The organism is Akkermansia sp. JRP_AM1, from assembly GCF_049262625.1.
Lineage (GTDB): Bacteria > Verrucomicrobiota > Verrucomicrobiia > Verrucomicrobiales > Akkermansiaceae > Akkermansia > Akkermansia massiliensis.
On record NZ_CP118234.1, the window covers coordinates 944,126 to 965,928 of the forward strand.

Consider the following 21,803-nt stretch of genomic DNA (forward strand, 5'->3'; position numbering starts at 1 on the left):
AAACGGCGGCCTCCATGCGTGGACGCTGTCCAGCCGCGCATGGAGCCGCATCAGGATGTTAAAATTACAATTTCCTGGTGTTCAGCTTTTTATCCACCACCATGCCGTCCGTGAGCTTCGGCTGGAACTTCACGTCGCGACGGGCCTTGAACTTCAGCACAAACAGCTCGGAGGTTCCCTCCACAGGTTCCTTGTCCCCGATATTGACGAAGGTGGGATACAGGGCCTTGGTTCCGTTCGTATGAAGCCTGTCGTTCGTCAGGTTCTCCATCTTCTTCATGTTCTTAACCTCCACGCCCACGAATTCCAAATCCTTGGGATCGTACGGGAGGGCAAAGCTCAGAGCATTCACCAGCCGGAGGTTCCGGCCCTTCACGGTCACCTTGACGGCGTCTCCCTTGGCGTACCTCTTCTTATCGGCGCTGAGCAGGAGCTTTCCGTCCAAGCGGGCTTTCTTCTTTGCCTCCTCGGCGGCTTTCTTCTTCTCGCCGTCCCCTTCCTTCTTATCCCCTTCCTCGTCCTTCCTGGCGGCTTCTTCCTGCGGCTGGTCGGCTTCGTCTTCCAGCTGGGTGGCTACCACGGAAATATCGTAAGCGTCAATAAGGCCATTCTTGTTGATGTCTCCGTTGCTGATGTAGCCTTCAAAGTCGGAATCGCCTTTCCGCAGGCCCGTGTAGTTGATGTAGGAGGTCAGGTCGTTCCGGTCGATCTTGCCGTCATTATTGATGTCGCCCGGCAGATAGCTTTCCGTGCCCGGCACCTTGAAGACGTAGATTTCCCTGCCGGAGCCGTAGTCGCCCACGCCTTCCGTGACATTCAGCTTGATGTAGCGCGCCGTGGGGGCGTCCTTGAAGTTGAAGATCTTCACGTCGCCATTCTTGTCCCACTGGAACGTTCCGGCCTTCGTCCAGTTTTCCCGGTCCATGCTGTAGGAAATGGAGCCCTTCAGGAGCGTTCCGTTGCCGCCGTCCTCACGCGGAACGTAATGGAACTTCTCAAGCTTGTTGATGGTCTTCAGGTCCAGAACCAGGTCAAACGGCACGGCCTTCTCGTTGTACTTCGTGTGCCACGCGTCCTTTTCCTTGAAGTCAAAGAGTTTCGTCAGGGAATTGCCCTGGTTTTCCACGCTCGTTTCACCTTCGATTCCCGGAATGGCGAACTCAAGCGGGTTGGCCTTGGTCTTCGCGCTGATGGCCGTCCAGGCGGAATGGCCGTCCTTGTTGACGGCGCGTACATTGAAGGAATAGGGCGTTTCCGCCTCCAAATCCTCAAACAGGAACTCCGTCCCCTTGATGGTGGTATACAGCATTCCGCCGAATTCGATTTCATAAAAATCAGCGTTCGGAACAGCATCCCATGAAGGAGTCAAGGTATATGCGGCCGCGTTTTCCTCCGTCACCCTGGCATTAGCGGGAGCGGTCAGGGCGCCGGAAGAGACACGGTATTTTTCCGCGGGTTCAAAGCGGAAGCCTTCCACGGAAAGCACGGTGGGGACAGCCGTAATATCCGCCGGGGCCAGCTTCACCAGCAGCTGCGGGTTTTTGGCAATCACCTTCTTCTCAAAATCGCTTCCCTTGGTCGCAAACCTGTTCAGGTTGGGAGCCTGGTCATAGAAATACACGTTCTCCCGGGACTTGAAATCCTCCATGGAATTCGCTTCCGCCAGGTTGACGCTGTTTTCCCCGACTTTGGCGGAAACGCTGGACGGCTTCTGCGTCACATTGATGCGGAACTCCGTGGCCTTCTTCTTCTGGAAGCCGTTGAAATCCCCCACCGCCGGATGAACGGTGACGGTCACGTTGTTCTTGTCGTCCGCCCGGGATTCAACCAGGGTGCGGACACCCTTGCCGGCCCTGTATTCCTCCGTCACGCCGTCGTCGTCATACGCGGTAAAGGAAGTGCTGCCGTGCGGGTAAAGCTCGTAAATGCGCAGGTTAGGATTGATTTCCGAGACATTGTTGCTCGGATTGGCCATGGGAATGATCGCGCCGTTCTTGACAAACACGGGCAGTTTCCACAGGGGAGCGTCAACGTCATTGTAAATCTTGCCGCCTTCATACAAATCCCCGGTGAAATAATCGATCCATTGTCCTTCCGGCAGGTAAATGCCGTGGCGCACGTCATTCCCCTCCTTGTCCGCCCTGGTTTCCTGGTAAACGGGCGCCACCAGAAAATAGGGGCCGTACAGGAACTGGTACTGCGTGGCCTTCCCCAGCGTGTAGGGATTGGGGTATTCCAGGAACATGGCCCGGATCATGGGCAGGCCGGAAACGGATTCCTCCGCGATGCTGTAGGCGTACGGAAGCAATTCCGACTTGAGCTTGAGGTACCACCGGTTGATGGAGGTATAGGGTTCCCCGAAGGCGTGGGGATACTTTTCATTGGCTCCCCAGCCGTCCATGTTCAGCTCCATGGGAGTGAAGGTCTTCCACTGGAAATCGCGGACGTTCACCAGCGGATTCTTCCCGCCGAAAATGCCGTCCATGTCCGAACAGATGTTGGGCTGGCCGGAGAGGCCGGAGCCGATGTAGGTGGGAATATGGAAACGGATGTACTCCCAGACGCCGCCCGTCTGGTCGCCCGACCAGATGCCGGCATAACGCTGGGTTCCGGCCCAGCCGTCCAGGGAAATGATGAACGGTCGGCTGTTGTTACCGTAATAGGTCATGATCTGGGCCACGTCCGTAATGCCGTTCAGGCCGAAGGAATAGCCGGCGCCCACCCAGGCGACGTCCGTCTTCAGCACGCGCACTCCGGCGTCCCTCACCTCCTTCACGATGTCGCGCTGGAGCAGGGCGCTGATTTCCGGCTTGGGATGCAGGTCGGACTGGGTCCACAGGCCTATTTCCACGCCGTTCTTCCTGGCGTAGTCCGCCAGGTTCTTCAAATTCGCGATATTGCCGTCCAGGGTATCCGTCTGGCCGTAGCCGGCTCCGTAGCCATCGTTCGGCAGGAGCCATCCCAGCGGCATGTCATGGGCCTTGTAGCGGTCCACCACGGCGCGGCCGGAAAACTGGTAATTGTTCAACTCCCCGTTCAGGGATTCCTTAATGCCTCCGTTATCCTTCTGGCTTTCCTTGTACCGTTTTCCGTCCTCAAACAGGATGCCCTTCTCGTCTTCCTTCCAGTAATCCCGGTTGTAGGCGTTCAGGTGGCCCTGGTAAAAGGCGAACTTGGGCAGCAGGACGGGGGCGCCGGTAAGCTGGTAGAAATCCCCCAGCAGGCTGACGGGCCCGTCGTTGACCATGAAAAAGACGTCCAGGTAATTTTCATCATGCGAAAGGCTGACCAGGTTCTTCTCCCTGGAGCCGAAATCATACTGGCCCTTCTTGAAGGTATGCCACATGACGCCGTAGCCGCCGGTGGACCAGTAGAAGGGAGTGGGGGAAGCCACGCCGCCATCCGTCCAGCTGTTCTGGTTCTCAATGGAAATCACCTTCCCCTTGTGGGAAAAACGGCCGTTCTGCACGCCGCCGCCGTAGAAATATTCATCCGGCTTCGCTTTCAGGGAAAAGCTGGTGCTGCCCTTTTCAAAAAGGACGGGGGCCGCCTGCTCCACCACCACGGAATTGTCCTTCAGGTTGATGATCTTGAGAAGAGAGGTCTTTTTGTCTATTTCAATCCTGATCTTCCCTGTGGTGATGGTGACCACATCTCCCTGCTGGTCCACGTCCAGGCGGGAAACCGGCTTCCGGGGGTTGTCCGCCAGGATGCGGGCTTCCGGCTCCGCCTTGGGGTCGCGGATAATGCCGCCCTTGTCATCCCGGAAAATCCGGAAAACGTTGTCCCCGTAAAAATCGAATGTCATCCGGTGGTTCTTGCCAAGCAGCACTTCCACGGCGGCAGGGTTGATTTTCCTGGCGCCTTCAACGGGCTGGACCTGTTGTTCCGGGGTCAGTTCTCCCGATGCGGCAACGGCGAGACCGGAGAAGGAAAAGACAATCCGAAAGCCAGCAGGACGGACTTCCGGAACATGCCATGGTCAATTGAGTTTCCCATTATTGTAGTGTTTTATATTATTCAGCCGGAGCGGCGCCACGGAAGGGATGCAAACGATCGTTTCCGGCCGGGCAACGGGCCGTTTTCCTTCGTCATGCCGTCCAGTGGCGCAGATTATCTTGCTGCACCATACCCTTTGTCCGTAATCGCCACAAGGCCAAAGACGGCAGTAACGGCGCACCATTGCTCCACACGGCCATAAAATACCCGTTCACAGCCACTTCCCTTTCAAGGATGACCTTTTTAAAAGAATTACTTCCGCCCCATGGCGCAGGGGCACGAAAAAGCCCTGCAAGCTTTTGACTTGCAGGGCTTTCAAATGGTTACGGGAGCAGGATTTGAACCTGCGACCTTCAGGTTATGAGCCTGACGAGCTACCTGGCTGCTCCATCCCGCGATTTAAAGAGCATCCGTAGAGGAGTGCGGAATTGTTATAACCTACTTCCGCAGCATGTCAAGTACTTTCAAATAAAAATTTTCATGGCTGCGACCGTATGACAGAGGTCCGGAAACGCTTTCCGGGGGCGGCGGAAGGGAAAGGAAAAACGCAGGCCCCTTCCGGCGGCTTGGCTCACAACAGGTAGGAGAGTTGCCCGGCCCCGGCATGAGGGAACAAGAGCGGAAAAATCCCCTTCCCCGCACACGGAAAAAAAGAAAGGATTCCTCGACAAACATTGTCAAATCTGTATATCTTGAAAGGTGCGGACTGGGTTCCGCGCATTAACATCAACTAGAAAGAGGTACGACAATGCAAAAGGTAAACGTAAACACACCCATTACGATCACGGGGCGCCACGTGGAAGTCACAGACGCGATTCGGGAATTCGTAACGAAAAAGATTGAGGGGATCCGCCTGGACTTCCCACGCATTATGGAGGTTAAAGTATTGCTTGATGTGCAACGCGACCGCAAGATTTCCCAGGTGATTCTGTTCTGCTCGGACCACATCACCATTGACGCTTCCACGGAAGGGACGGACATGTACGCCTGCATCGACGAAACGATCACCAAAATCATGCGCCGCATGCGCAAGCACAAGACGCGCCTGATGAAAAATTTCCGCCCCCATCACCAGGAAACCATCCGCAAGCTGGATGAAACGGTATATGACGATTCCGTACTGGATTACCCCGGAGATTCCAAGGAAGACCCGGAACCCCTCCTCATTCACAGAGAAAGCTACAATCTCAAGAAGCTTTACAAGGAGGAAGCCATCATGGAACTGGAACTTTCCGACAAGCCCTTCGTGCTCTACAGGAATGCGCGACGCGACGTGCTCCAGATCGTGTACCGGAGGCCGGACGGGGACTACTCCATTATTGAACTAGGCACCAGCCTGTGACCGTAAAAAACGGTTTTGAAACAAACCGTTTTCCATAACGCATCAAAAAGAGCAGGACTCCTGAAACCGGGGGTCCTGCTCTTTTCTGTAATGCCGTGACATGGAACAAGAAAATCTCTTGATTTCTACTTGCCACCATTTACATTGGTCCCAGCAAACCTCCGTGGATGCGGAGGTTCCAGTAGTTAACAAACACTGTATTTAATTCGAATTATGAAGAACATCGCTATCCTCGCCATCGCCGGCGCCGCTTGCCTGGTCGCTTCTTGCTCCCAGCAGCAGCAGCAACAGCAAACCACCGCTCCTGCTCCCGCTCCGGTTGTGCAGGCCAAGGGCAAGTAAGTTTGCAGCAGGGCCTCGCCCTGCAACATTAGCAAATCATCCAATTAATCCGCACTCGGTGTACGCACTGAGTGCGTTTTTATTTGCCCGGAACCCGGTTTTCAGCCGTCATTTGCCGGTTCACCGGGATTTTCCTTAAAAACGGCGGACGCCGTAGCAAACGCAGGCATTCCCCGCACATGCAGGCGTCACCCGCCATCAAGCAGGGACGTGCACAAGCTCCGGCCTCGTTAAACGGCCTTTTACATTCAGGCAGCCTTGGAAGCTCCGCCGCCGGAAGCGCCAGCTTCTTTATGGACAGCAGCGGAACCGCTTGCCTTCGCCTCCTCCTGCTGACCGGACTGGAATATCCTCTGGATCAGCAGGGGGCGTTTCCTGGCCCATCCGGGCCAGACCAGGTGATGGTCCATTCCGTAGGAATGCCCTTCAGGAAAGGCCTTGGACACGAACGGTTCCCGCCAGTCCTCCTCCCATTTGCCCCCTTCCCGGTCCTTCTGGGTCAGCACCACCAGATGCCCGCAGTTCTTCCAGGCGTCCAGGACGATGGAACCCTGCAATCCCCCTCCGGCAGCGTTCACGTACACGCAGCTGTGCTCCCTGCCCGTTCCATGGTCGCGGATGGTCAACCCCACACGGAAAAACTTCACGGGGCGGCGGCGCATGTCACGGTACAAATCCTGCTGCACCTGCCAGCAGAGCCCCCTGTCGCGCAGGTTGGAATTGACCAGGATGTTGTTCAGCCAGCCGAACAGCACAATCCTGTTATTCCGGGCAATCGCCGCGGACTGGACTACCGCCGTGTCCGCCAGCCACTTGGCTTCCGCCCTGGCGGCGGGAAGAGCGGCCTTCTCCGGCGGCAGCAGCCCCAGAAAAGCATTCGCCAATCCGGACATCTGCTGCTGCACGTAAGGTCTCTGTATATAATCCTCAGCCGGAGGAGTGCAGCAGGAACTCCATCCGCACAGGAGGGCGGCAGCAAGCAAAAGCCTGAATGTCTGCATGGTCGGCATGGCGCGCCAAGGCTAGCAGATTACGCGTAAAAATCCAGTAAAGCTTTCAAAAATGACCGTCCCTGCCCTGACGGCTCTTGCCTTCCCCCTCCCTCCCCGGTAGAATGCCGCCCCTCTTCACCATGCTGACGATCAAAAACCTCACGAAATCCCACGCCGGACGCACCCTGTTCCGGGAAACGGAAATGACCATTAACTGGGGGAACGGGTTGCCCTGGTAGGCCCCAACGGCGCGGGCAAGTCCACCCTGTTCCGCATGATTCTGGGAGAAGATACGCCGGACGAAGGCTCTATCAACATGGATGAATACGCCATGGTGGGCTATCTTCCGCAGGAAGCCAGCGAACCGAAGGATGAAACCGTGCTGGAAATAGCCATGGGCATCACGCCGGAAATGGAACGCGCCATCCACGTCATCCGGACGGCGGAAAACGCCAACAAGACGGATACGCCGGAGTATGCGGAGGCCATTGACACCTTTAACGCCGCCAACGGCTACCAGCTGGAACCCAAGGCCAAGAAAATCCTCAAGGGGCTGGCCTTCCGGGAAAGCGACTTCCACCGCCCCGCTCGGGAAATGTCCGGCGGCTGGATCATGCGCGCGTACCTGGCCAAACTGCTCGTCCTGGAACCGGACCTCCTGATGCTGGACGAACCCACCAACCACCTGGACCTCCTTTCCCTGCTGTGGCTCCAGCGCTACCTGAAAAACTACCCCGGCGCCATCCTGATGATTTCCCACGACCGGGATTTCATGGACGAACTGGTGGAAAGCGTGTACGACATCGACAACGAGGAACTGGTGGAATACCGCGGCAACTACTCGGATTTCCTGAAACAAAGGGACATGCGCTTTGAACAGCTTCAGGCCGCCTACCGCAACCAGCAGAAGGAAATCGCGCACATCCAGGAATTCATCGACCGCTTCCGCTCCATCAACTCCAAGGCCGGGCAGGTCCAGAGCCGCATCAAGCAACTGGAAAAGATGAAGCTCATCCAAAAACCCGTGGCCCGCAGGAAGGTGTTCAAATTCAACTTTCCCCAGCCTCCGCGCAGCACCCAGAAGGTCATTGAGCTGGAAAAAATCTGCCAGTCCTACGGCGACCACAAGGTTTATGAAAACCTGGACCTGCTGGTGGAACGGGGAGAACGCACCGTGCTGGTGGGCCCCAACGGCGCGGGCAAGTCCACCCTGCTGAAAATCCTGGCGGGCATCATCCCCATTGACTCGGGAAAACGCACTCCCGGCACCACCACGCGCATCGGCTACTTCTCCCAGGCACGCACGGAAAACCTGAATACGGAAAACACCGTCCTGGAGGAAATCATGAAGTGCAACGCTGAAATCCGGGAGGAGGAGGCCCGATCCATCCTGGGCTCCTTCCTGTTCCGGAGGCTGGATGTGGAAAAACGCGTCAGCGTGCTTTCCGGCGGAGAAAAATCACGGCTCAGCCTGGTCAAGTTCCTGGTGGACCCGCCCAACCTCCTGCTGATGGACGAACCGACCACCCACCTGGACCTCCTGTCCGTGGAAGCCCTGGTGCAGGCCCTGAAACATTATGAGGGGACCCTGGTCTTCATCTCCCACGACGTGCACTTCATCCGCTCCCTGGCGGAAAAAACCCTGCACGTGAACCGGGGAACCATCACCACCTATGCGGGCGGGTACGATTATTACCTGGAAAAGTCAGGCATTCTGGACGACGAAAAAGGCGGCATCACGGCGGAATAACCGTCCTCCCCTTTTCAGCTTCCCTTTTCTCCTTGCCTTGGGTCTCATCCTGCCTTAGAAAGACAGGATGAAGACTTTCCTCGTCCCCGTCCTGGCCTCCGCCCTGATGGCCGGAGTTCCGCTCGCCTTTGGTGAAACGGCTGCCCCGGCGGCTTCACCCGCGCCGGCAGCCCCGGCGGAAAAAACTCCGTCCGCGGATTCCCTCCTCAACCAGGCCTTTTCCGTAGCCATTGATGTCCAGCAGACGCTGGCGGCAGTACAGGACAAGGAAAGCGGGGACAAGGCCGTCAAGAAATTGCAGGGCATTCAGAAGGACATTCAGCGTCTCATGGGCTTCCGGGAGAAATTGAGCGATGCGGAAAAGGAAAAAATGGACGCCCTGTCAGAAAAAATGGAGGAACGGATGGACATGCTGAGCGAACGCTGTGAAAAGGAGGGCCAGCGGCTGCTGGAAGCCCGCTATTACGGCTCCTCCGCCCTGAAGGACATCCTGGAAAACTCGGATGAATTCAGCGATCTCGTCGAGCCGGATGAAGATGTGGCGGAACCGGAGGAGGACAATACGCCAGCCACAGCCGGAAACGTTCTTTCTCCCAACCCTGAAGACCTCCTCCCGCCGAATTGACCGGAAAAAGGCGCCCATACAGGAAAAGCCGTGGAGAACAACCGCCCTTTCCCGCTTCCATTTCAAGCTTGCCGGAACCATGAAAAACGGGTTTACTGTGGGCAGCATGCAAAAGTTAGCAGGTAAAACAGCCATCGTTACCGGGGCAGGCCGCGGCATCGGCAATGCCATCGCCCGCCGCTTCGCTTCAGAAGGAGCCAAAGTCATCCTGATCAGCCGCAGCCCGTCAAGCTGTGGAGGAGCCGCAGAAGAGATTAACAAGGAATTCCCGGACTCCTGCAAGGCCTATCCCTGCGACGTGGCGGATTACGCCGCCGTTCAGGAAACCGTCTCCGCCATCCTGAAGGACTTTCCGCAGATCGACATTCTGGTGAACAACGCCGGCATTACCCGTGACTCCCTGATGCTTCGCATGAAGGAGGAAGACTGGGACGCCGTCATGGATACCAACCTGAAAAGCGCGTTCAATACGGTGAAAGCCCTGCAGCGCGTGCTGATGAAGTCCCCTGCCGGACGCATCATTAACATGAGTTCCGTCATCGGCCTCGTGGGCAACATCGGGCAGGCCAACTACGCCGCCTCCAAGGCGGGCCTCATCGGTTTCACCAAATCCCTGGCCCTGGAATTCGCCCCGCGCAAGGTGACGTGCAACGCCATTGCCCCCGGCTTCATTTCCACGGAAATGTCCAACGCCATTCCGGACAACCTCAAGGAAGAAATCGTCAAGAAAATTCCCCTGAAGGAACAGGGCTCCGTGGAAGACATCGCCGCCCTGACGGCCTTCCTCGCCTCTGACGATGCCCGTTACATCACCGGACAGGTCATCGCCTGTGACGGGGGCATGACGATGTAAGGCTTTCCCGGTCTTCACCATCCCATGCGCGGCATTTTCCTTGTTTCCTGCTTTCTGGGAGGAAGCGCCCTGCTGGCCGGGTGCCGGGACGACGGCTCCCCCCGCCCGGCCACGGAGGATGCCGCGCGCATTACCGGCGCGCGCCAGTGGGGAGAGAGCCGCTCCGCACTGCAAAAACGGGAGCTGGACCGCGCCGCCGGACCCGCCCTCCCTATTCCGGACGATCTGCCCGCCAGGGAGCTGGTCGGCACCACACGCCAAATCCACCAGCTCATTGAAGCTTCCGGGATCCCCTCACGTTTTGAATCCTATACGGAAGCGGTGCCCGCAGCGGGGGCATCCCTGCGCATGGCCGCCATTCCCGGCGGAACCTTTCTCATGGGGAGCCCTGCGGAGGAGCCGGGCCGCAAGCCGGACGAAGGCCCGCGGCATGAAGTGAACGTCTCTCCGTTCTGGATCTCGGAAACGGAAATTCCCTGGGAGCTCTATACGGCCTTCATGGAAAATGGACGTCCGCGCGCCAAGGACGGCCAGCTTCTGGAGGAACAGCCGGACGATGAACTGTGGGACTCCGTCACGCAGCCCACAGCCCCCTACACCGCCATGAACCTGGGCATGGGCCACGGCTATGAACACGGCCTGCCGGCCATCTCCATGTCCCATCACGCCGCCAGCAAATTCTGCGAATGGCTGAGCGCCCAGACCGGGCATTACTACCGCCTGCCGACGGAAGCGGAATGGGAATACGCCTGCCGTGCCGGGAACCCCGGAGCCTACTCTTACGGAAACGGGGAGGAAGCCCTGGACCAGTACGCCTGGTACTGGGACAATTCCAACGACCGCTACCAAAAAACAGGCTCCAAAAAGCCGAATAAGTGGGGCCTCCGGGACATGCACGGAAACGTGGCGGAATGGGTTCTGGATTCCTACCTTCCGGATGCCTACGGCAAGCGGGACGGCCAGCCCGCCAAAGACCCCCTGGTCATCGCGCCCAAGGCTCCCCACGTCGTTCGCGGCGGCTCCTGGGAAGACGATCCGGACCGCCTGCGGAGCGCCGCGCGCCGCGCCAGCTCCCCCGCCTGGAACCGGCAGGATCCCCAGAACCCCAAAAGCATCTGGTACCTGACGGACGGCGGCATGATCGGCTTCCGCGTGGTACGCCCCATGAACATTCCGGACGTCATCACCATGCACCGCCTCTGGAACTTCTCCAAGGGGGAGCCGTGAAGAGAGACCTTCTATGACCATCAAATTAAGAACGGAACAGCCCGCAGACTATGCCGAAACGGAACATGTCACGCGGGAAGCGTTCTGGAACCATTATTCCCCCGGCTGCAATGAGCATTACCTGCTCCATATCATGCGCGGCAGCCCCTCCTTCATCCCGGAACTGGATGTGGTCGCCGTCCACGGCGGCCGCATTGTCGGGAACATCGTTTATGCAAAATCCGTCATCAGGACAGATGACGGGAAGGAATGCGAGGTGCTGGGCATGGGGCCCATTTCCGTTCTTCCGGAATACCAGCGCCGGGGAATTGGACGGCAAATGATCGAACATACCAAAATGAAGGCCCGTGAAATGGGGTTCCGGGCCATTCTGCTGTACGGCGACCCGGACTACTATTCACGCCACGGGTTCGTGGCCGCGGAAACGCTGGGCATCAGAACGGCGGATGACATGTACGCGGCAGCCCTCCAGGTCTGCGAACTGCAGGAAGAGGCCTTATCCAGCATGAAAGGCCGTTACGTGGAAGCTGCCGTGTATGATCTTGATGAAAAGTGCGCCGCCGAATTTGACCTGCATTTTCCGGCAAAGGAGATGGTCTCCGGAACTCCGTCGCAAAAGCGCTTTGAGAAAATTGCCGCCATGCGGAGAAAAGCGGATACGGGAACCTGAAACCGGAAATCCTTGCACCCTCCGGATGTCATGAATCCCGCATCCGGATACGTTACATTCGCAGCCCTTTTTTCCAGGGGTAAAAAATAAGGGCCGTTCCATGAGAACAGCCCTTATCCGTCAAAAGCCTGTCATCAAGGGCTCAGGCCCTGCGGCGGCGCATCATCAGGGCAGCCAGCCCCAGCAGGCTCAGCGTGGCCGTAGCGGGTTCCGGAACCACTTCCCCGCGGATCTCCGTAAAAATGGGGGATAATTGAGCGAAGGTATTGGTTCCATTGGCTCCTGTAATGACAATGGAATCATCGGGCGCTCCCGCGCTGTCATGATGGCCGCGAATGCCGGGAGCAGTCAATCCGTTGCTGATGGTTACCGTATCTCCATCCGTGGAAGAAGTAGGCGCGCCTGTCCCTCCCGCAGCATACAAGTACGTTTTTGACGTATCTCCATTGATCATGTCCATCACGGCCTGGCTCACGGTCAGGTAACGGTACGTCGTGCCGGCGTCAAGAATCAGGGAAGAACCATCCACGGCTGAGAAATTGAACGTCAGATTGACCCCGTTGCCGGAGGTTCCCATATTGGTGCTCAGGCCGATGACCGAATTATCGGAAGCGTTCAGCACCAGAAAACCGTAAGTGACGTTAGCGCCCGTATTGCCGCTGGGCCCGCGCAGAGTAAAACTGTCCAGCCGGATATCTCCGGACAGGGAGGCGGGAGAGCCGGAACCAGAGACGGGGGCCAGGGCGGAAGAATCCAGCCCCAGATAGAACCCATGAATGGTGCTGTTGTAATTGTCTGCTCCAGGAGTGTAATAATTAAAAACAGTCGCGGCTTCTGAGGAAACGGCGAAGGTTCCAAGTGCGGCTAAAATTGTTAGTGTTTTCTTCATGTCTATTGTCCTGTTCCTTTTAGGCTTTGTAGCGGATTTGGAATCCGCAAACAATTAAAAATATTAAAGGTTAATATATTGCATTCATAATTCGTTGGAAATAATGATTTTTTGATGCCTCTGGTTCTTTTATTAACGTGGTGGAACGGTCTTTGTTATTCATTGATTTCCCTATTGCTTTGGCCTCTTTTTCATACTTGCCGGATTCCAAATCCGGATTCCAAATCCGTTATTTAGTTACTTACGCAGAAGCCCTGCTTATGCATGCGCACGCGTACCGTTTACTCCAGAACATTGATCATGAAGAAAATACTATCCGCCTTAATGCTTGCAGCCGGCATGAGCCTGAGCGCCACCGCGGCGACCACGCTTCTGGACAGTTCCATCGTAGGGTATTCCGACTTCACCTCCCGTCTGGCGGATTTCGGCACCCGGAAGGATTCCGTTGCCATCACGACCGATGGCGGCAATCTGGTGTTGTCCGGCACGACCTTTAGCCAGCCCGTTTCCGGGGGAAGCACGCGCAACAACATGACCGTGACCATGGTTCTGGATCTGTCCAAAATCAACACTCCGGAAGCCTATACCGCCCTGTTTAACGCCAAGGGAGGAAGTACCAGCTGGGGTGCGGGCCTGAATACGGACCGTACTCTCCAGGGATTATGGAACAATGCCGCATACAGCGGCGGCCCTACCACCTCCGCTCTGGGCACGGAAGGCACCCTGACCATTTCCGTGGTCACCGGGGAATTCGGCACCCGCATCTACCTGGGCGACAGTGCCACGTACCATACTGCCAGCGGCCTGAAATTCGGCGGCGTGGATATCACCCAGATTCTGATTGACGCGGGACTGGCTGACGCTGTTGAACAGCTCTACGTTCATGACTCCGCTCTTTCCCAGGAGCAGATCGGCCAGTTGATGAGTGAAATCGCCAGCGTTCCGGAACCCGCAACGGCAACCCTGGGCCTGCTGGGACTGGCCGCGCTGATGATGCGCCGCCGCAGGGCATAAAACCGCACCGGTTCTCCGTTTTTCTTTCAGGGCTGCCTCGCGACTCCGTGAGGCGGCCCTTTCTGCATCCGCACAACGCGCCTACCCTACCGGAGGCAGATACTTCTTCCTTTCCTCCCCTGAAAAACGATGTTCAAGGCAGCCTCCGGCTGAAACGCTTCACGGGGCGTCCGTGTCACCCCACCTTCCGCACAAATCCTTTTCCCCCACGCCGGAACAGCCGGAACCGGATACGGAAAAAACCGTCTTCCCTCTGCGGGCGGCGCGCCTCATCCTTGCAGCCGTCCTACCCCTGCGCAGAGCGGCCATTCAGGCTCTGCCGGGAGCAGCACACCCCCACGTTCCGGGAAGGGCGCCTGTTTCAAGCTGCTCCTTCCGCCTGAAAGGGGGAAACGTTTTTAACCTGCATACCCCACATCCTGATCATGAATCTCCAGAAACAGCAATTGCTCCTGCGCCTTTTCCGGTATTTCAAAAGCAAAAAAGGAGAACCGCGGTTTTTCAACAAGCGGAATATATGGCTGCTCGCCATTGCCGCCGCCTACATCCTGACTCCTGACGAATTCCTGTTTGACGGAATCGGCAAGCTGGGTCTCCTGGATGACGCCGCAGTCATCCTGGGAGCCGTCTTCACCGTCTTTTTTCCGGACGGGGACTAGCGGCCCGCGGCCAGGGATGCGGCTAGACGGACGATACCTTCCGGAACTTCGGGGACTGTCCCATGAACGCCTCCGGATTGCCTAAAAGAAGCTTCTCCGCCTCCTGCCGGGAAAAACCGCGCTTGTAAAGCTCGCAGGCCAGGGCCGTAAGCGCCAGGGGGTCGGAATCTCCCCAGTCCGCCGCGGAATTGGCCCAGACGCAATCCATTCCGTACAGCTCCAGAATATCCGCCGCCCGCTTGGGGTTCAGCTTGCTGGTGGGGTAAAGGGTCAGCCCGGCCCAGTAGCCGGCCTCCTTCACCAGCGGGAAGGTGTGCTCCTCGCAATGGTCCACCAGCACCCGGCCGGGGTCCAGCTCCGGACGGTTTTTCAGGGCGGAAAGAATCATTCTGGTCCCTTTCAGCTTGTCTTCCAGATGGGGGGTGTGAATCAGGACAAGCTGGTTCAGGCGTATTGCCATGTCCAGATGCTCTTCAAAAATAGTCATTTCATGGGAGGTATTCCGGTTCAGCCCGATCTCCCCGATGCCGAGGACATTCGGACGGTCAATAAATTCCGGGATGAGCTTCATCACTTCCCGGGCAAAGGCCACATCCTGCGCCTCCTTAGGGTTGATGCACAGCCACGTGTAATGGTCCATGCCGAACTTGGCCGCCCTGGCCGGTTCGCATTCCGTAAGCTGCACGAAGTAATCCCGGAAACCGTCCGCGGAGGAACGGTCATAGCCGGCCCAGAACGCCGGTTCTCCTACCGCCAGGCAGCCTGCCTGCGCCATGGCCCGGTATTCGTCCGTGGTGCGGCACACCATGTGTATATGAGGTTCTATGAAAGCCATGATTCTTATTTGCTGAAGTTCGGGGCTCCGCAGGCCGCCTTGGCGGCGGCGGTTTCCGGCACGGCGTCATCCCGGTAGGAAAGGGCTTCCAGAATGGCCCGGACGCGCCCGGCGCCGGAGGCGGACAGGAGGGGGAGCGCTTCCATCAGGGCGCGGTAGCGGAAATCCGCCTCCCCTTCCCCCGGTCCACCCGGTCCAGAAACGCGGCTATATCCAGCACCCCGGCGCGCGCCGCCGCAAAATCGGCGTCCAATACCTCTTTTTTACTCCTTTTCATACGCAGACGATACGCCCATGCGGAAAGCCTCGTCAAGCCGGAACAGGTAACAAAATTATAACTATTCCAAACTAGTGAACTGCAACGTCTTTTCACGTCTTTTCAAAAATCCAAAAAGCGCCGGGAATTCAAGAAGAGGCTTGCCATCCGGGTTTGAACCGGGCATCCTGTGGAGACGCATTTATTTCATTAGAGCGCCTATGAATGCACTAGTAAAAACCATATGTACATTCGTGACATCCTCCATCGGCCGCAAAATCATTGTGGCTCTGACGGGGTTATGTTTGGTCTTGTTCCTCGCGGGACACCTGGCAGGCAACCTTCTTATCTTCGGAGGCCCTGAATGGATCAACACCTACGCCCACGGCCTGCACTCCATGCCGGAAGCAGCCCTCTGGGGCATCCGCGCGGGGCTTGCGGTGATCTTCATCATCCACATCTGGCTGACCATCCAGCTGAAGCTGGAAAACCACGCCGCCCGCGAACCCTACGTGTTCAAGAACACGATCAAGGCAACGCTCTCCTCCCGCTACATGATCTACACCGGCCTGACTATCCTGGTGTTCCTGATCTACCATCTGTACCAGTACACCCTGCGCGTGGGTTACGATCCCGCCCAGTACACCGCCTTCATTTCCGACGGCAAGGTGGAAACCTTTGACGTGTACAAGATGATCGTGGCCGGATTCTCCAACGTATGGTGCTCCGCCTTCTACATCCTGGCCATCCTGATGCTGTTCAGCCACCTGCGCCACGGCGTGCAGTCCATCTTCCAGACGGTGGGCGCTGATTCCCGCAAAATCCGGCCCTTCTACAACTTTGTCGCCATCGCCTACGGCGCAGTGATCTGCCTGGGCTTCATTTCCGTGCCGGTCTCGGTTCTTCTGGGTATCATCAAATAACCATCAACTCCTCTCAAAGTCATGATTAATTTTCCCGTAAGCGACTGGATGCCGGATGCCAAGATTCCTTCCGGCCCGATTCAGGACAAATGGTCCAAGTACAAGCTTGAGTCCAAACTGATCAACCCGAACAACAAGCGCAAGTACACCGTGCTCGTGGTAGGGTCCGGCCTGGCCGGCGCCTCCGCCGCCGCCACGCTTGCCGAGCTTGGCTACAACGTCAAGTGCTTCTGCTACCAGGACAGCCCCCGCCGCGCCCACTCCATTGCGGCCCAGGGCGGCATCAACGCGGCCAAGAACTACCAGAACGACGGCGACTCCGTCTACCGCCTGTTCTATGACACCGTGAAGGGCGGCGACTTCCGCGCCCGTGAAGCCAACGTCTACCGCCTGGCGGAAGTTTCCTCCAACATCATTGACCAGTGCGTGGCCCAGGGCGTTCCCTTCGGCCGTGAATACGGCGGCCTGCTGGACAACCGCTCCTTCGGCGGCGCCCAGCTCAAGCGCACCTTCTACGCACGCGGCCAGACGGGCCAGCAGCTCCTGCTGGGCGCCTACCAGGCCCTGGAAAAGGAAGTGGCCAAGGGACACATTGAAATGTTCTCCCGCCATGAAATGATGGACCTGGTGCTGGTGGACGGCGAAGCCAGGGGCATCGTCACCCGCAACCTGATCACCGGTGAAATCCAGTCCTACGCAGGGGACACCGTCCTGCTCTGCACGGGCGGCTACGGCAACGTCTTCTTCCTGTCCACCAACGCGATGGGCTGCAACGTCACCGCCGCCTACAAGGCCTACAAGCGCGGCGCCTTCTTCGCCAACCCCTGCTTCACGCAGATTCACCCCACCTGCATTCCGGTCAAGGGCGACTACCAGTCCAAGCTGACGCTGATGTCGGAATCCCTCCGCAACAGCGGCCGCATCTGGGTGCCCAAGTCCCGTGAAACCGCGGAAAAAATCCGCAAGAAGGAAATCAAGCCTTCCGACGTTCCCGAAGAAGAACGCGATTACTACCTGGAACGCAAGTACCCCTCCTTCGGCAACCTGGCTCCGCGCGACATCTCCTCCCGCGCCGCCAAGGAAGCCTGCGACGACGGCCGCGGCGTAGCCATCACCGGCAAGGGCGTCTTCCTGGACTTTGCGGATGAAATCAAGCGCATGGGCCGCGAATGGATTGACGGCCAGTACGGCAACCTGTTCGACATGTACGAGGAAATCACAGACGACGATCCCCATGAAACGCCCATGATGATCTATCCCGCCTCCCACTACACGATGGGCGGCCTGTGGGTGGACTACAACCTCATGTCCAACGTGAAGGGGCTGCACGTCCTCGGTGAAGCCAACTTCTCCGACCACGGCGCCAACCGCCTGGGCGCTTCCGCCCTGATGCAGGGCCTGTCCGACGGCTACTTCGTCATTCCCGCCACGCTGCCCGCCTACCTCACGACCATCAAGCCCGGCTCCGTCACCACCGCCTCCCCGGAATTCAAGGCCGCGGAAGACGAAGTGAAGGAACGCATCAACAAGCTCCTGAACGTGAAGGGCACCAAGACGGTGGACTCCTTCCACCGGGAACTGGGCCTCATCATGTGGGAAGACTGCGGCATGGCCCGTACGGAAGAAAGCCTCATGAACGCCATCGAACGCATTCCCCAGCTCCGCAAGGAATTCTGGGAAAACGTGCGTGTGACCGGAACGGCGGACGGCATCAATGCGGAACTGGAAAAAGCCTGCCGCGTGGCGGACTTCCTGGAATTCGCCCAGCTGCTCTGCTATGACGCCCTGAACCGCCAGGAATCCTGCGGCGCCCACTTCCGCGTGGAATACCAGCTGCCGGACGGCGAAGCCAAGCGCAACGACGAAGAATACGCCTACGTGGCCGCCTGGGAATACACCGGCGTGGACAGCCTGCCCATTCTTCACAAGGAACCGCTGACCTTCGAGAACGTGCACCTTGCCATCCGCAGCTACAAGTAAAGATAGCCAATACATTAACACTTAAAAGAAAGATTATAACATGGCTAAAACACTCAATCTCACTCTCAAGGTCTGGCGCCAGGAAAACCGGGAAGCCAAGGGCCGCATTGAGACCTATGCCGCCAAGGACATTCCGGTGGACGCCTCCTTCCTGGAAATGCTGGACATCGTCAATGAAGGCCTGGTCAAGGAAGGCAAGGAACCCATCCACTTTGACCACGACTGCCGGGAAGGCATCTGCGGCATGTGCTCCCTGACCATCAACGGCATTCCCCACGGCCCGGAACGCCAGGTAACCACCTGCCAGCTTCACATGCGCAAGTTCAAGGACGGCGATACCGTCTGGATCGAACCCTTCCGCGCGAAAGCCTTCCCGATCCTGCGGGACCTGATGGTGGACCGCTCCGCCCTGGACCGCATTATCGCCTCCGGCGGCTACATCGACGTGCGCACCGGCTCCGCGCCGAATGCCAACAACATCGCCGTGGAAAAAGTGAAGGCGGAAGCCGCCTTTGATGCCGCCGCCTGCATCGGCTGCGGCGCCTGCGTGGCCTCCTGCAAAAACGCCTCTGCCATGCTGTTCACGTCCGCCAAGATCGCCCACCTCAATCTGCTCCCGCAGGGCCAGCCGGAACGCACCAAGCGCGTCCTGGCCATGATGAAGCAGATGGAAGCGGAAGGCTTCGGCAACTGTACGAACCAGTATGAATGTGAAGCCGCCTGCCCGAAGGGCATCAGCGTGGACAACATTGCCCGCCTCAACCGCGACTTTATCGTGGCCAACACCAAGGAAGGCCTCGCCTACTAAGGCGGGCCCCCTTTTCAAAACGTTAATCAGAACTCCCGGCGGCGCTCGTGCCCGCCGGGAGTTTTTTATTGCTCCGGGAAACGCCGCAAACCTGCGCAACAGACAGAAACCGGGGCAAGTGAAGCATTCCCGCTTTCCGCAAGACGGCGCTGCAACCAACCATAAATGGACGGAAGAATAGGCCCTTAAATGGCTGAAAAGATCAGGAAGGGGAAAGAAAAGGGTGAAGTGTCCCCAATGGGACAAATGCCCCTTTCAATTATTCAAGACGGCCCCTTTCAGGCATTTATTTCTTCAATTGCCCCGTGGCCCTTCCATTCCGGAGCGGAAGCCTGTATTTTCAAGCTTCCTCAACCAATTTCAACCCTTTTCAAGTATTCATGGCTGGTCACAGCGCGCCTTATACGCGCCAAACGCAAAAGCGGTACGGCTTCCCTTTATTGGCCCTGTCACTTCCGAATGGAGGCAGTCCCCATTCCGCAAGGCCGCTCCACTCTCCACTCTCCACTCTCCACTCTCCACTCTCCACTCTCCACTCTCCACTCTCCACTCTCACCCCTCCCGTCACTCCCTGTTACGGGAATCCATGAAAATGGTCACCGGACCGTCGTTGACCAGGGAAACCTGCATATCCGCGCCGAATTCGCCGCTTTCCACCCTGCCTTCCAGCAAGGACGCCAGTTCCCTCTTGAACAGTTCATACAGGGGAACGGCCTGCTCCGGCCTTGCGGCGCGGATGAAGGAGGGCCTGTTGCCCTTCCTGGTGGAGGCGTGCAGCGTAAACTGGCTCACCACCAGGGCACTCCCCCCATTTCCTTCACGGAAAGATTCATCTTCCCCTCCGCATCGGAAAAAATACGCATGTCCGCCGCCTTTTTGGCAAGCCAGCGCACATCCTCTTCCGTATCCGCCTCTTCAATGCCCGCCAGAATCATCAGTCCCGGACCCGTGCTTCCCGCACAGACGCCGCCGATGTGCACGGCAGCCTCCGTGACGCGTTGAATGACCAGCCTCACTGCGCCGCTCCCTTCTCCCTCAGAATGGTCACCTTCGTGCCCGCACGGGTCAGCATGGCCAGCTCATTGCAGTCCTGCCGGCTCAAATAAAAGCCCGGTGAACGGGGAGCTCCGCGGGAAACGTCAATGACATAGCCCCCCGCCGCCAGCACCAGCGTTTTGTCCGCAGAGGGAAACTGCTTGCTGTAAATGGAAACAGGGGCCTGCTCGTCCTTGACGGACGTCTCCAAATTCTTTTTTCCTCCGTCCTTCATGGAGAGAATGGGATAGCCCTTCACAAAATTCGTCCCGTCGTACAGGCAGACTTCCTTCTCCGGCACGTTCACCACTACATGAAAATCCAGGGGACGGTACTTGAGCACATCCCCCGCATGCAGAACGGGAATGTCCATCAGGCCGTTGAGGTGCATCACCATGGCCTGGGAGCAGTCCAGCTTCCTGACCATGCGTATCCAGGAATCCCCTCTCCGTACGGTGTATTTCTTCACATCCGGCCCGTTGGGGTCCAGCAATTGCCGGATGCGCAGGCTGCCGATGAGATCCTTCGCTTCCCTCCCCACCACGCCGCCCTGCTCCACCAGGGGCTGCAACAGCTCCAGAGCCTGCGGCAGGCTCCCCGGTCCATCAGGCGCCGGGCTTCCGCCAGGGCTTCCGGACGGCGCGGCCAGAGGGAATAGTTCTCCCCGTCCGCAAAAACTCCCTGGGCGCAGCAGGCCGCCGCCAGAAGGCTAAAGAAGACCCTTGCGCTTGAAGTCAAAGATATTGATCTCATGGGATTTTTGTATCATTTCCACGGTGAATTTCAAGAGGGAGACCTCCCATGCGTCATCCACCCCTTCAATGAGGGCCATGAACGTATCCTCTCCGTTGCGCACCTGGTCCAGCAGACGGCCGCGCACGGCATCAAGGGGTTCATGCAGAATTTCCTCATTCACTTCCGACCTCTTGAACCTGAAGCCGTATTCCAGCAGCGTCAAAAAGCCCGGTCCGTTCTTGGAAAGCCAGTCAAAGAAGCGCTTGGCCTCTCCGGAAAAGCCCTCCGTACTGACTTCATTGTAAACGGAAGGGCGTATGATTTTCGGCTTTTCCGCCTCCACCCAGCCGCTGCGCACGCGCACCACGCCCGCTTCATCCATCAGCTCGCTGAGGAGAAGGAAATTGAACCTGGTATCGCCAAAGGTATCAATGCGGCGGTCCGGTTCATAAACCACCCGGGTCATTTCCGCCGCATAGCGGATATCGTCACGGGAGAAGGAGGGCAGATCACTCATGGAAGAAGAAGCCGGGAGCTTTCCATGAAAAAGCGGCTTCCTTGCCTTGGACAGGGAAGCCGCTTTTGTAATAAAGGATTTTTAGCAGTTCAACTTAACCCTGAACCTTTTCGATGTAAGCAACGACATCGGCAACGGACTGAAGCTTTTCAGCTTCTTCGTCGGGTACTTCGATGTCAAAGTTTTCTTCGAAAGCCATCACGAGTTCAACGGTATCCAGCGAATCAGCACCGAGATCCTCGATGAATTTCGCATCAGCAGTCACTTTATCGGATTCAACGCCAAGTTGCTCAACGATGATACTTCTTACTTTTTCTTCGATGCTGTTGTCAGACATGATATTTATTGTTAA

At 57.6% G+C, this 21,803-nt stretch carries 21 protein-coding genes, 1 tRNA gene and 1 pseudogene; 12 read left to right on the top strand and 11 right to left on the bottom strand.

Going from position 1 to position 21,803, the window contains the following annotated elements:
- Nucleotides 1-64: 64 nt before the first annotated feature.
- Both PVA48_RS04445 and PVA48_RS04450 read right to left on the bottom strand, forming a co-directional pair.
- Nucleotides 65-3,838 carry a TIM-barrel domain-containing protein gene (locus PVA48_RS04445; protein WP_423232303.1) on the bottom strand — a complete coding sequence of 1,258 codons (3,774 nt, stop codon included), beginning with the start codon at nucleotides 3,836-3,838 and terminating at the stop codon, nucleotides 65-67.
- Between the two features lie 481 nt (nucleotides 3,839-4,319).
- A tRNA-Met gene (locus tag PVA48_RS04450) sits at nucleotides 4,320-4,396 on the bottom strand.
- Nucleotides 4,397-4,747: 351 nt separating this feature from the next.
- Here PVA48_RS04450 and hpf point away from each other — a divergent pair.
- On the top strand, nucleotides 4,748-5,341 hold the full coding sequence (hpf, locus tag PVA48_RS04455; RefSeq protein ID WP_022397875.1) for a ribosome hibernation-promoting factor, HPF/YfiA family: 594 nt from the start codon (nucleotides 4,748-4,750) through the stop codon (nucleotides 5,339-5,341).
- A 213-nt stretch (nucleotides 5,342-5,554) separates the two neighbouring features.
- Nucleotides 5,555-5,683, top strand: a complete 129-nt coding sequence (locus PVA48_RS04460; RefSeq protein ID WP_012420041.1) for a hypothetical protein — start codon at nucleotides 5,555-5,557, stop codon at nucleotides 5,681-5,683.
- Between the two features lie 248 nt (nucleotides 5,684-5,931).
- Here PVA48_RS04460 and PVA48_RS04465 read toward each other — a convergent pair whose 3' ends face one another.
- Entirely contained in the window at nucleotides 5,932-6,693 is a 762-nt protein-coding gene (locus PVA48_RS04465) for a hypothetical protein (protein ID WP_102749281.1), read from the bottom strand.
- Nucleotides 6,694-6,949: 256 nt separating this feature from the next.
- Between PVA48_RS04465 and PVA48_RS04470 the strand changes: the two genes are divergently transcribed.
- The 5 genes from PVA48_RS04470 (at nucleotide 6,950) to PVA48_RS04490 (ending at nucleotide 11,800) form a co-directional block, all read left to right on the top strand.
- The gene (locus PVA48_RS04470) at nucleotides 6,950-8,425 is read left to right on the top strand and encodes an ABC-F family ATP-binding cassette domain-containing protein (protein ID WP_423232304.1); all 1,476 of its coding nucleotides are present in this window, start codon (nucleotides 6,950-6,952) and stop codon (nucleotides 8,423-8,425) included.
- Between the two features lie 67 nt (nucleotides 8,426-8,492).
- The gene (locus PVA48_RS04475) at nucleotides 8,493-9,050 is read left to right on the top strand and encodes a hypothetical protein (RefSeq protein ID WP_102728610.1); all 558 of its coding nucleotides are present in this window, start codon (nucleotides 8,493-8,495) and stop codon (nucleotides 9,048-9,050) included.
- A gap of 106 nt (nucleotides 9,051-9,156) precedes the next feature.
- Nucleotides 9,157-9,903, top strand: coding sequence for a 3-oxoacyl-[acyl-carrier-protein] reductase (gene fabG / locus PVA48_RS04480; protein WP_102721145.1), 747 nt, complete (start codon nucleotides 9,157-9,159; stop codon nucleotides 9,901-9,903).
- 24 nt (nucleotides 9,904-9,927) lie between these two features.
- Nucleotides 9,928-11,130 carry a formylglycine-generating enzyme family protein gene (locus PVA48_RS04485; RefSeq protein WP_022397870.1) on the top strand — a complete coding sequence of 401 codons (1,203 nt, stop codon included), beginning with the start codon at nucleotides 9,928-9,930 and terminating at the stop codon, nucleotides 11,128-11,130.
- Between the two features lie 13 nt (nucleotides 11,131-11,143).
- Nucleotides 11,144-11,800, top strand: coding sequence for a GNAT family N-acetyltransferase (locus tag PVA48_RS04490; protein WP_102728609.1), 657 nt, complete (start codon nucleotides 11,144-11,146; stop codon nucleotides 11,798-11,800).
- Nucleotides 11,801-11,942: 142 nt separating this feature from the next.
- Here PVA48_RS04490 and PVA48_RS04495 read toward each other — a convergent pair whose 3' ends face one another.
- Nucleotides 11,943-12,689 carry a PEP-CTERM sorting domain-containing protein gene (locus tag PVA48_RS04495; protein ID WP_022397868.1) on the bottom strand — a complete coding sequence of 249 codons (747 nt, stop codon included), beginning with the start codon at nucleotides 12,687-12,689 and terminating at the stop codon, nucleotides 11,943-11,945.
- 300 nt (nucleotides 12,690-12,989) lie between these two features.
- On the opposite strand from PVA48_RS04495, the gene PVA48_RS04500 reads away from it, so the two are divergent.
- Together PVA48_RS04500 and PVA48_RS04505 are read left to right on the top strand one after the other, a co-directional pair.
- On the top strand, nucleotides 12,990-13,703 hold the full coding sequence (locus PVA48_RS04500; RefSeq protein ID WP_180975216.1) for a PEP-CTERM sorting domain-containing protein: 714 nt from the start codon (nucleotides 12,990-12,992) through the stop codon (nucleotides 13,701-13,703).
- 425 nt (nucleotides 13,704-14,128) lie between these two features.
- Nucleotides 14,129-14,362 (top strand): YkvA family protein, encoded by a 234-nt coding sequence (locus tag PVA48_RS04505; RefSeq protein ID WP_022395926.1) that lies wholly within the window; start codon nucleotides 14,129-14,131, stop codon nucleotides 14,360-14,362.
- Between the two features lie 22 nt (nucleotides 14,363-14,384).
- Here the strand turns inward: PVA48_RS04505 and PVA48_RS04510 are convergent, their stop codons facing one another.
- The 3 genes from PVA48_RS04510 to PVA48_RS04520 are packed head-to-tail and all read right to left on the bottom strand — an operon-like array spanning nucleotide 14,385 to nucleotide 15,474.
- Nucleotides 14,385-15,197, bottom strand: a complete 813-nt coding sequence (locus tag PVA48_RS04510) for a TatD family hydrolase (RefSeq protein WP_423232305.1) — start codon at nucleotides 15,195-15,197, stop codon at nucleotides 14,385-14,387.
- Nucleotides 15,198-15,202: 5 nt separating this feature from the next.
- Complete coding sequence (locus PVA48_RS04515; RefSeq protein WP_423232306.1) at nucleotides 15,203-15,343, bottom strand: hypothetical protein; 141 nt, start codon at nucleotides 15,341-15,343, stop codon at nucleotides 15,203-15,205.
- Complete coding sequence (locus PVA48_RS04520) at nucleotides 15,343-15,474, bottom strand: hypothetical protein (RefSeq protein ID WP_423232307.1); 132 nt, start codon at nucleotides 15,472-15,474, stop codon at nucleotides 15,343-15,345. Before PVA48_RS04520 ends, PVA48_RS04515 begins: the two co-directional genes overlap by 1 nt.
- Nucleotides 15,475-15,707: 233 nt before the next feature.
- On the opposite strand from PVA48_RS04520, the gene PVA48_RS04525 reads away from it, so the two are divergent.
- Genes PVA48_RS04525 through PVA48_RS04535 form a run of 3 tightly spaced genes read left to right on the top strand, consistent with a single transcriptional unit; the run spans nucleotide 15,708 to nucleotide 19,164 of the window.
- Nucleotides 15,708-16,376: a succinate dehydrogenase cytochrome b subunit gene (locus PVA48_RS04525; protein WP_180973006.1), complete on the top strand. Its 669-nt coding sequence runs from the start codon at nucleotides 15,708-15,710 to the stop codon at nucleotides 16,374-16,376.
- A gap of 21 nt (nucleotides 16,377-16,397) precedes the next feature.
- Nucleotides 16,398-18,356 (top strand): fumarate reductase/succinate dehydrogenase flavoprotein subunit, encoded by a 1,959-nt coding sequence (locus PVA48_RS04530; RefSeq protein ID WP_102721139.1) that lies wholly within the window; start codon nucleotides 16,398-16,400, stop codon nucleotides 18,354-18,356.
- 40 nt (nucleotides 18,357-18,396) lie between these two features.
- Nucleotides 18,397-19,164, top strand: a complete 768-nt coding sequence (locus PVA48_RS04535; RefSeq protein WP_102721138.1) for a succinate dehydrogenase/fumarate reductase iron-sulfur subunit — start codon at nucleotides 18,397-18,399, stop codon at nucleotides 19,162-19,164.
- A 564-nt stretch (nucleotides 19,165-19,728) separates the two neighbouring features.
- Here PVA48_RS04535 and dtd read toward each other — a convergent pair.
- The 4 genes and pseudogenes from dtd to PVA48_RS04555 all read right to left on the bottom strand — a co-directional run bounded on the left by dtd (nucleotide 19,729) and on the right by PVA48_RS04555 (nucleotide 21,788).
- Nucleotides 19,729-20,180, bottom strand: a pseudogene (gene dtd, locus PVA48_RS04540) (D-aminoacyl-tRNA deacylase).
- Nucleotides 20,177-20,770: a LysM peptidoglycan-binding domain-containing protein gene (locus tag PVA48_RS04545; protein ID WP_423232308.1), complete on the bottom strand. Its 594-nt coding sequence runs from the start codon at nucleotides 20,768-20,770 to the stop codon at nucleotides 20,177-20,179. Before PVA48_RS04545 ends, dtd begins: the two are co-directional and overlap by 4 nt.
- Before the next feature lie 138 nt (nucleotides 20,771-20,908).
- Nucleotides 20,909-21,451 carry a hypothetical protein gene (locus PVA48_RS04550; RefSeq protein ID WP_022396892.1) on the bottom strand — a complete coding sequence of 181 codons (543 nt, stop codon included), beginning with the start codon at nucleotides 21,449-21,451 and terminating at the stop codon, nucleotides 20,909-20,911.
- Between the two features lie 94 nt (nucleotides 21,452-21,545).
- Entirely contained in the window at nucleotides 21,546-21,788 is a 243-nt protein-coding gene (locus tag PVA48_RS04555) for an acyl carrier protein (RefSeq protein WP_022396893.1), read from the bottom strand.
- Between the last annotated feature and the right edge of the window lie 15 nt (nucleotides 21,789-21,803).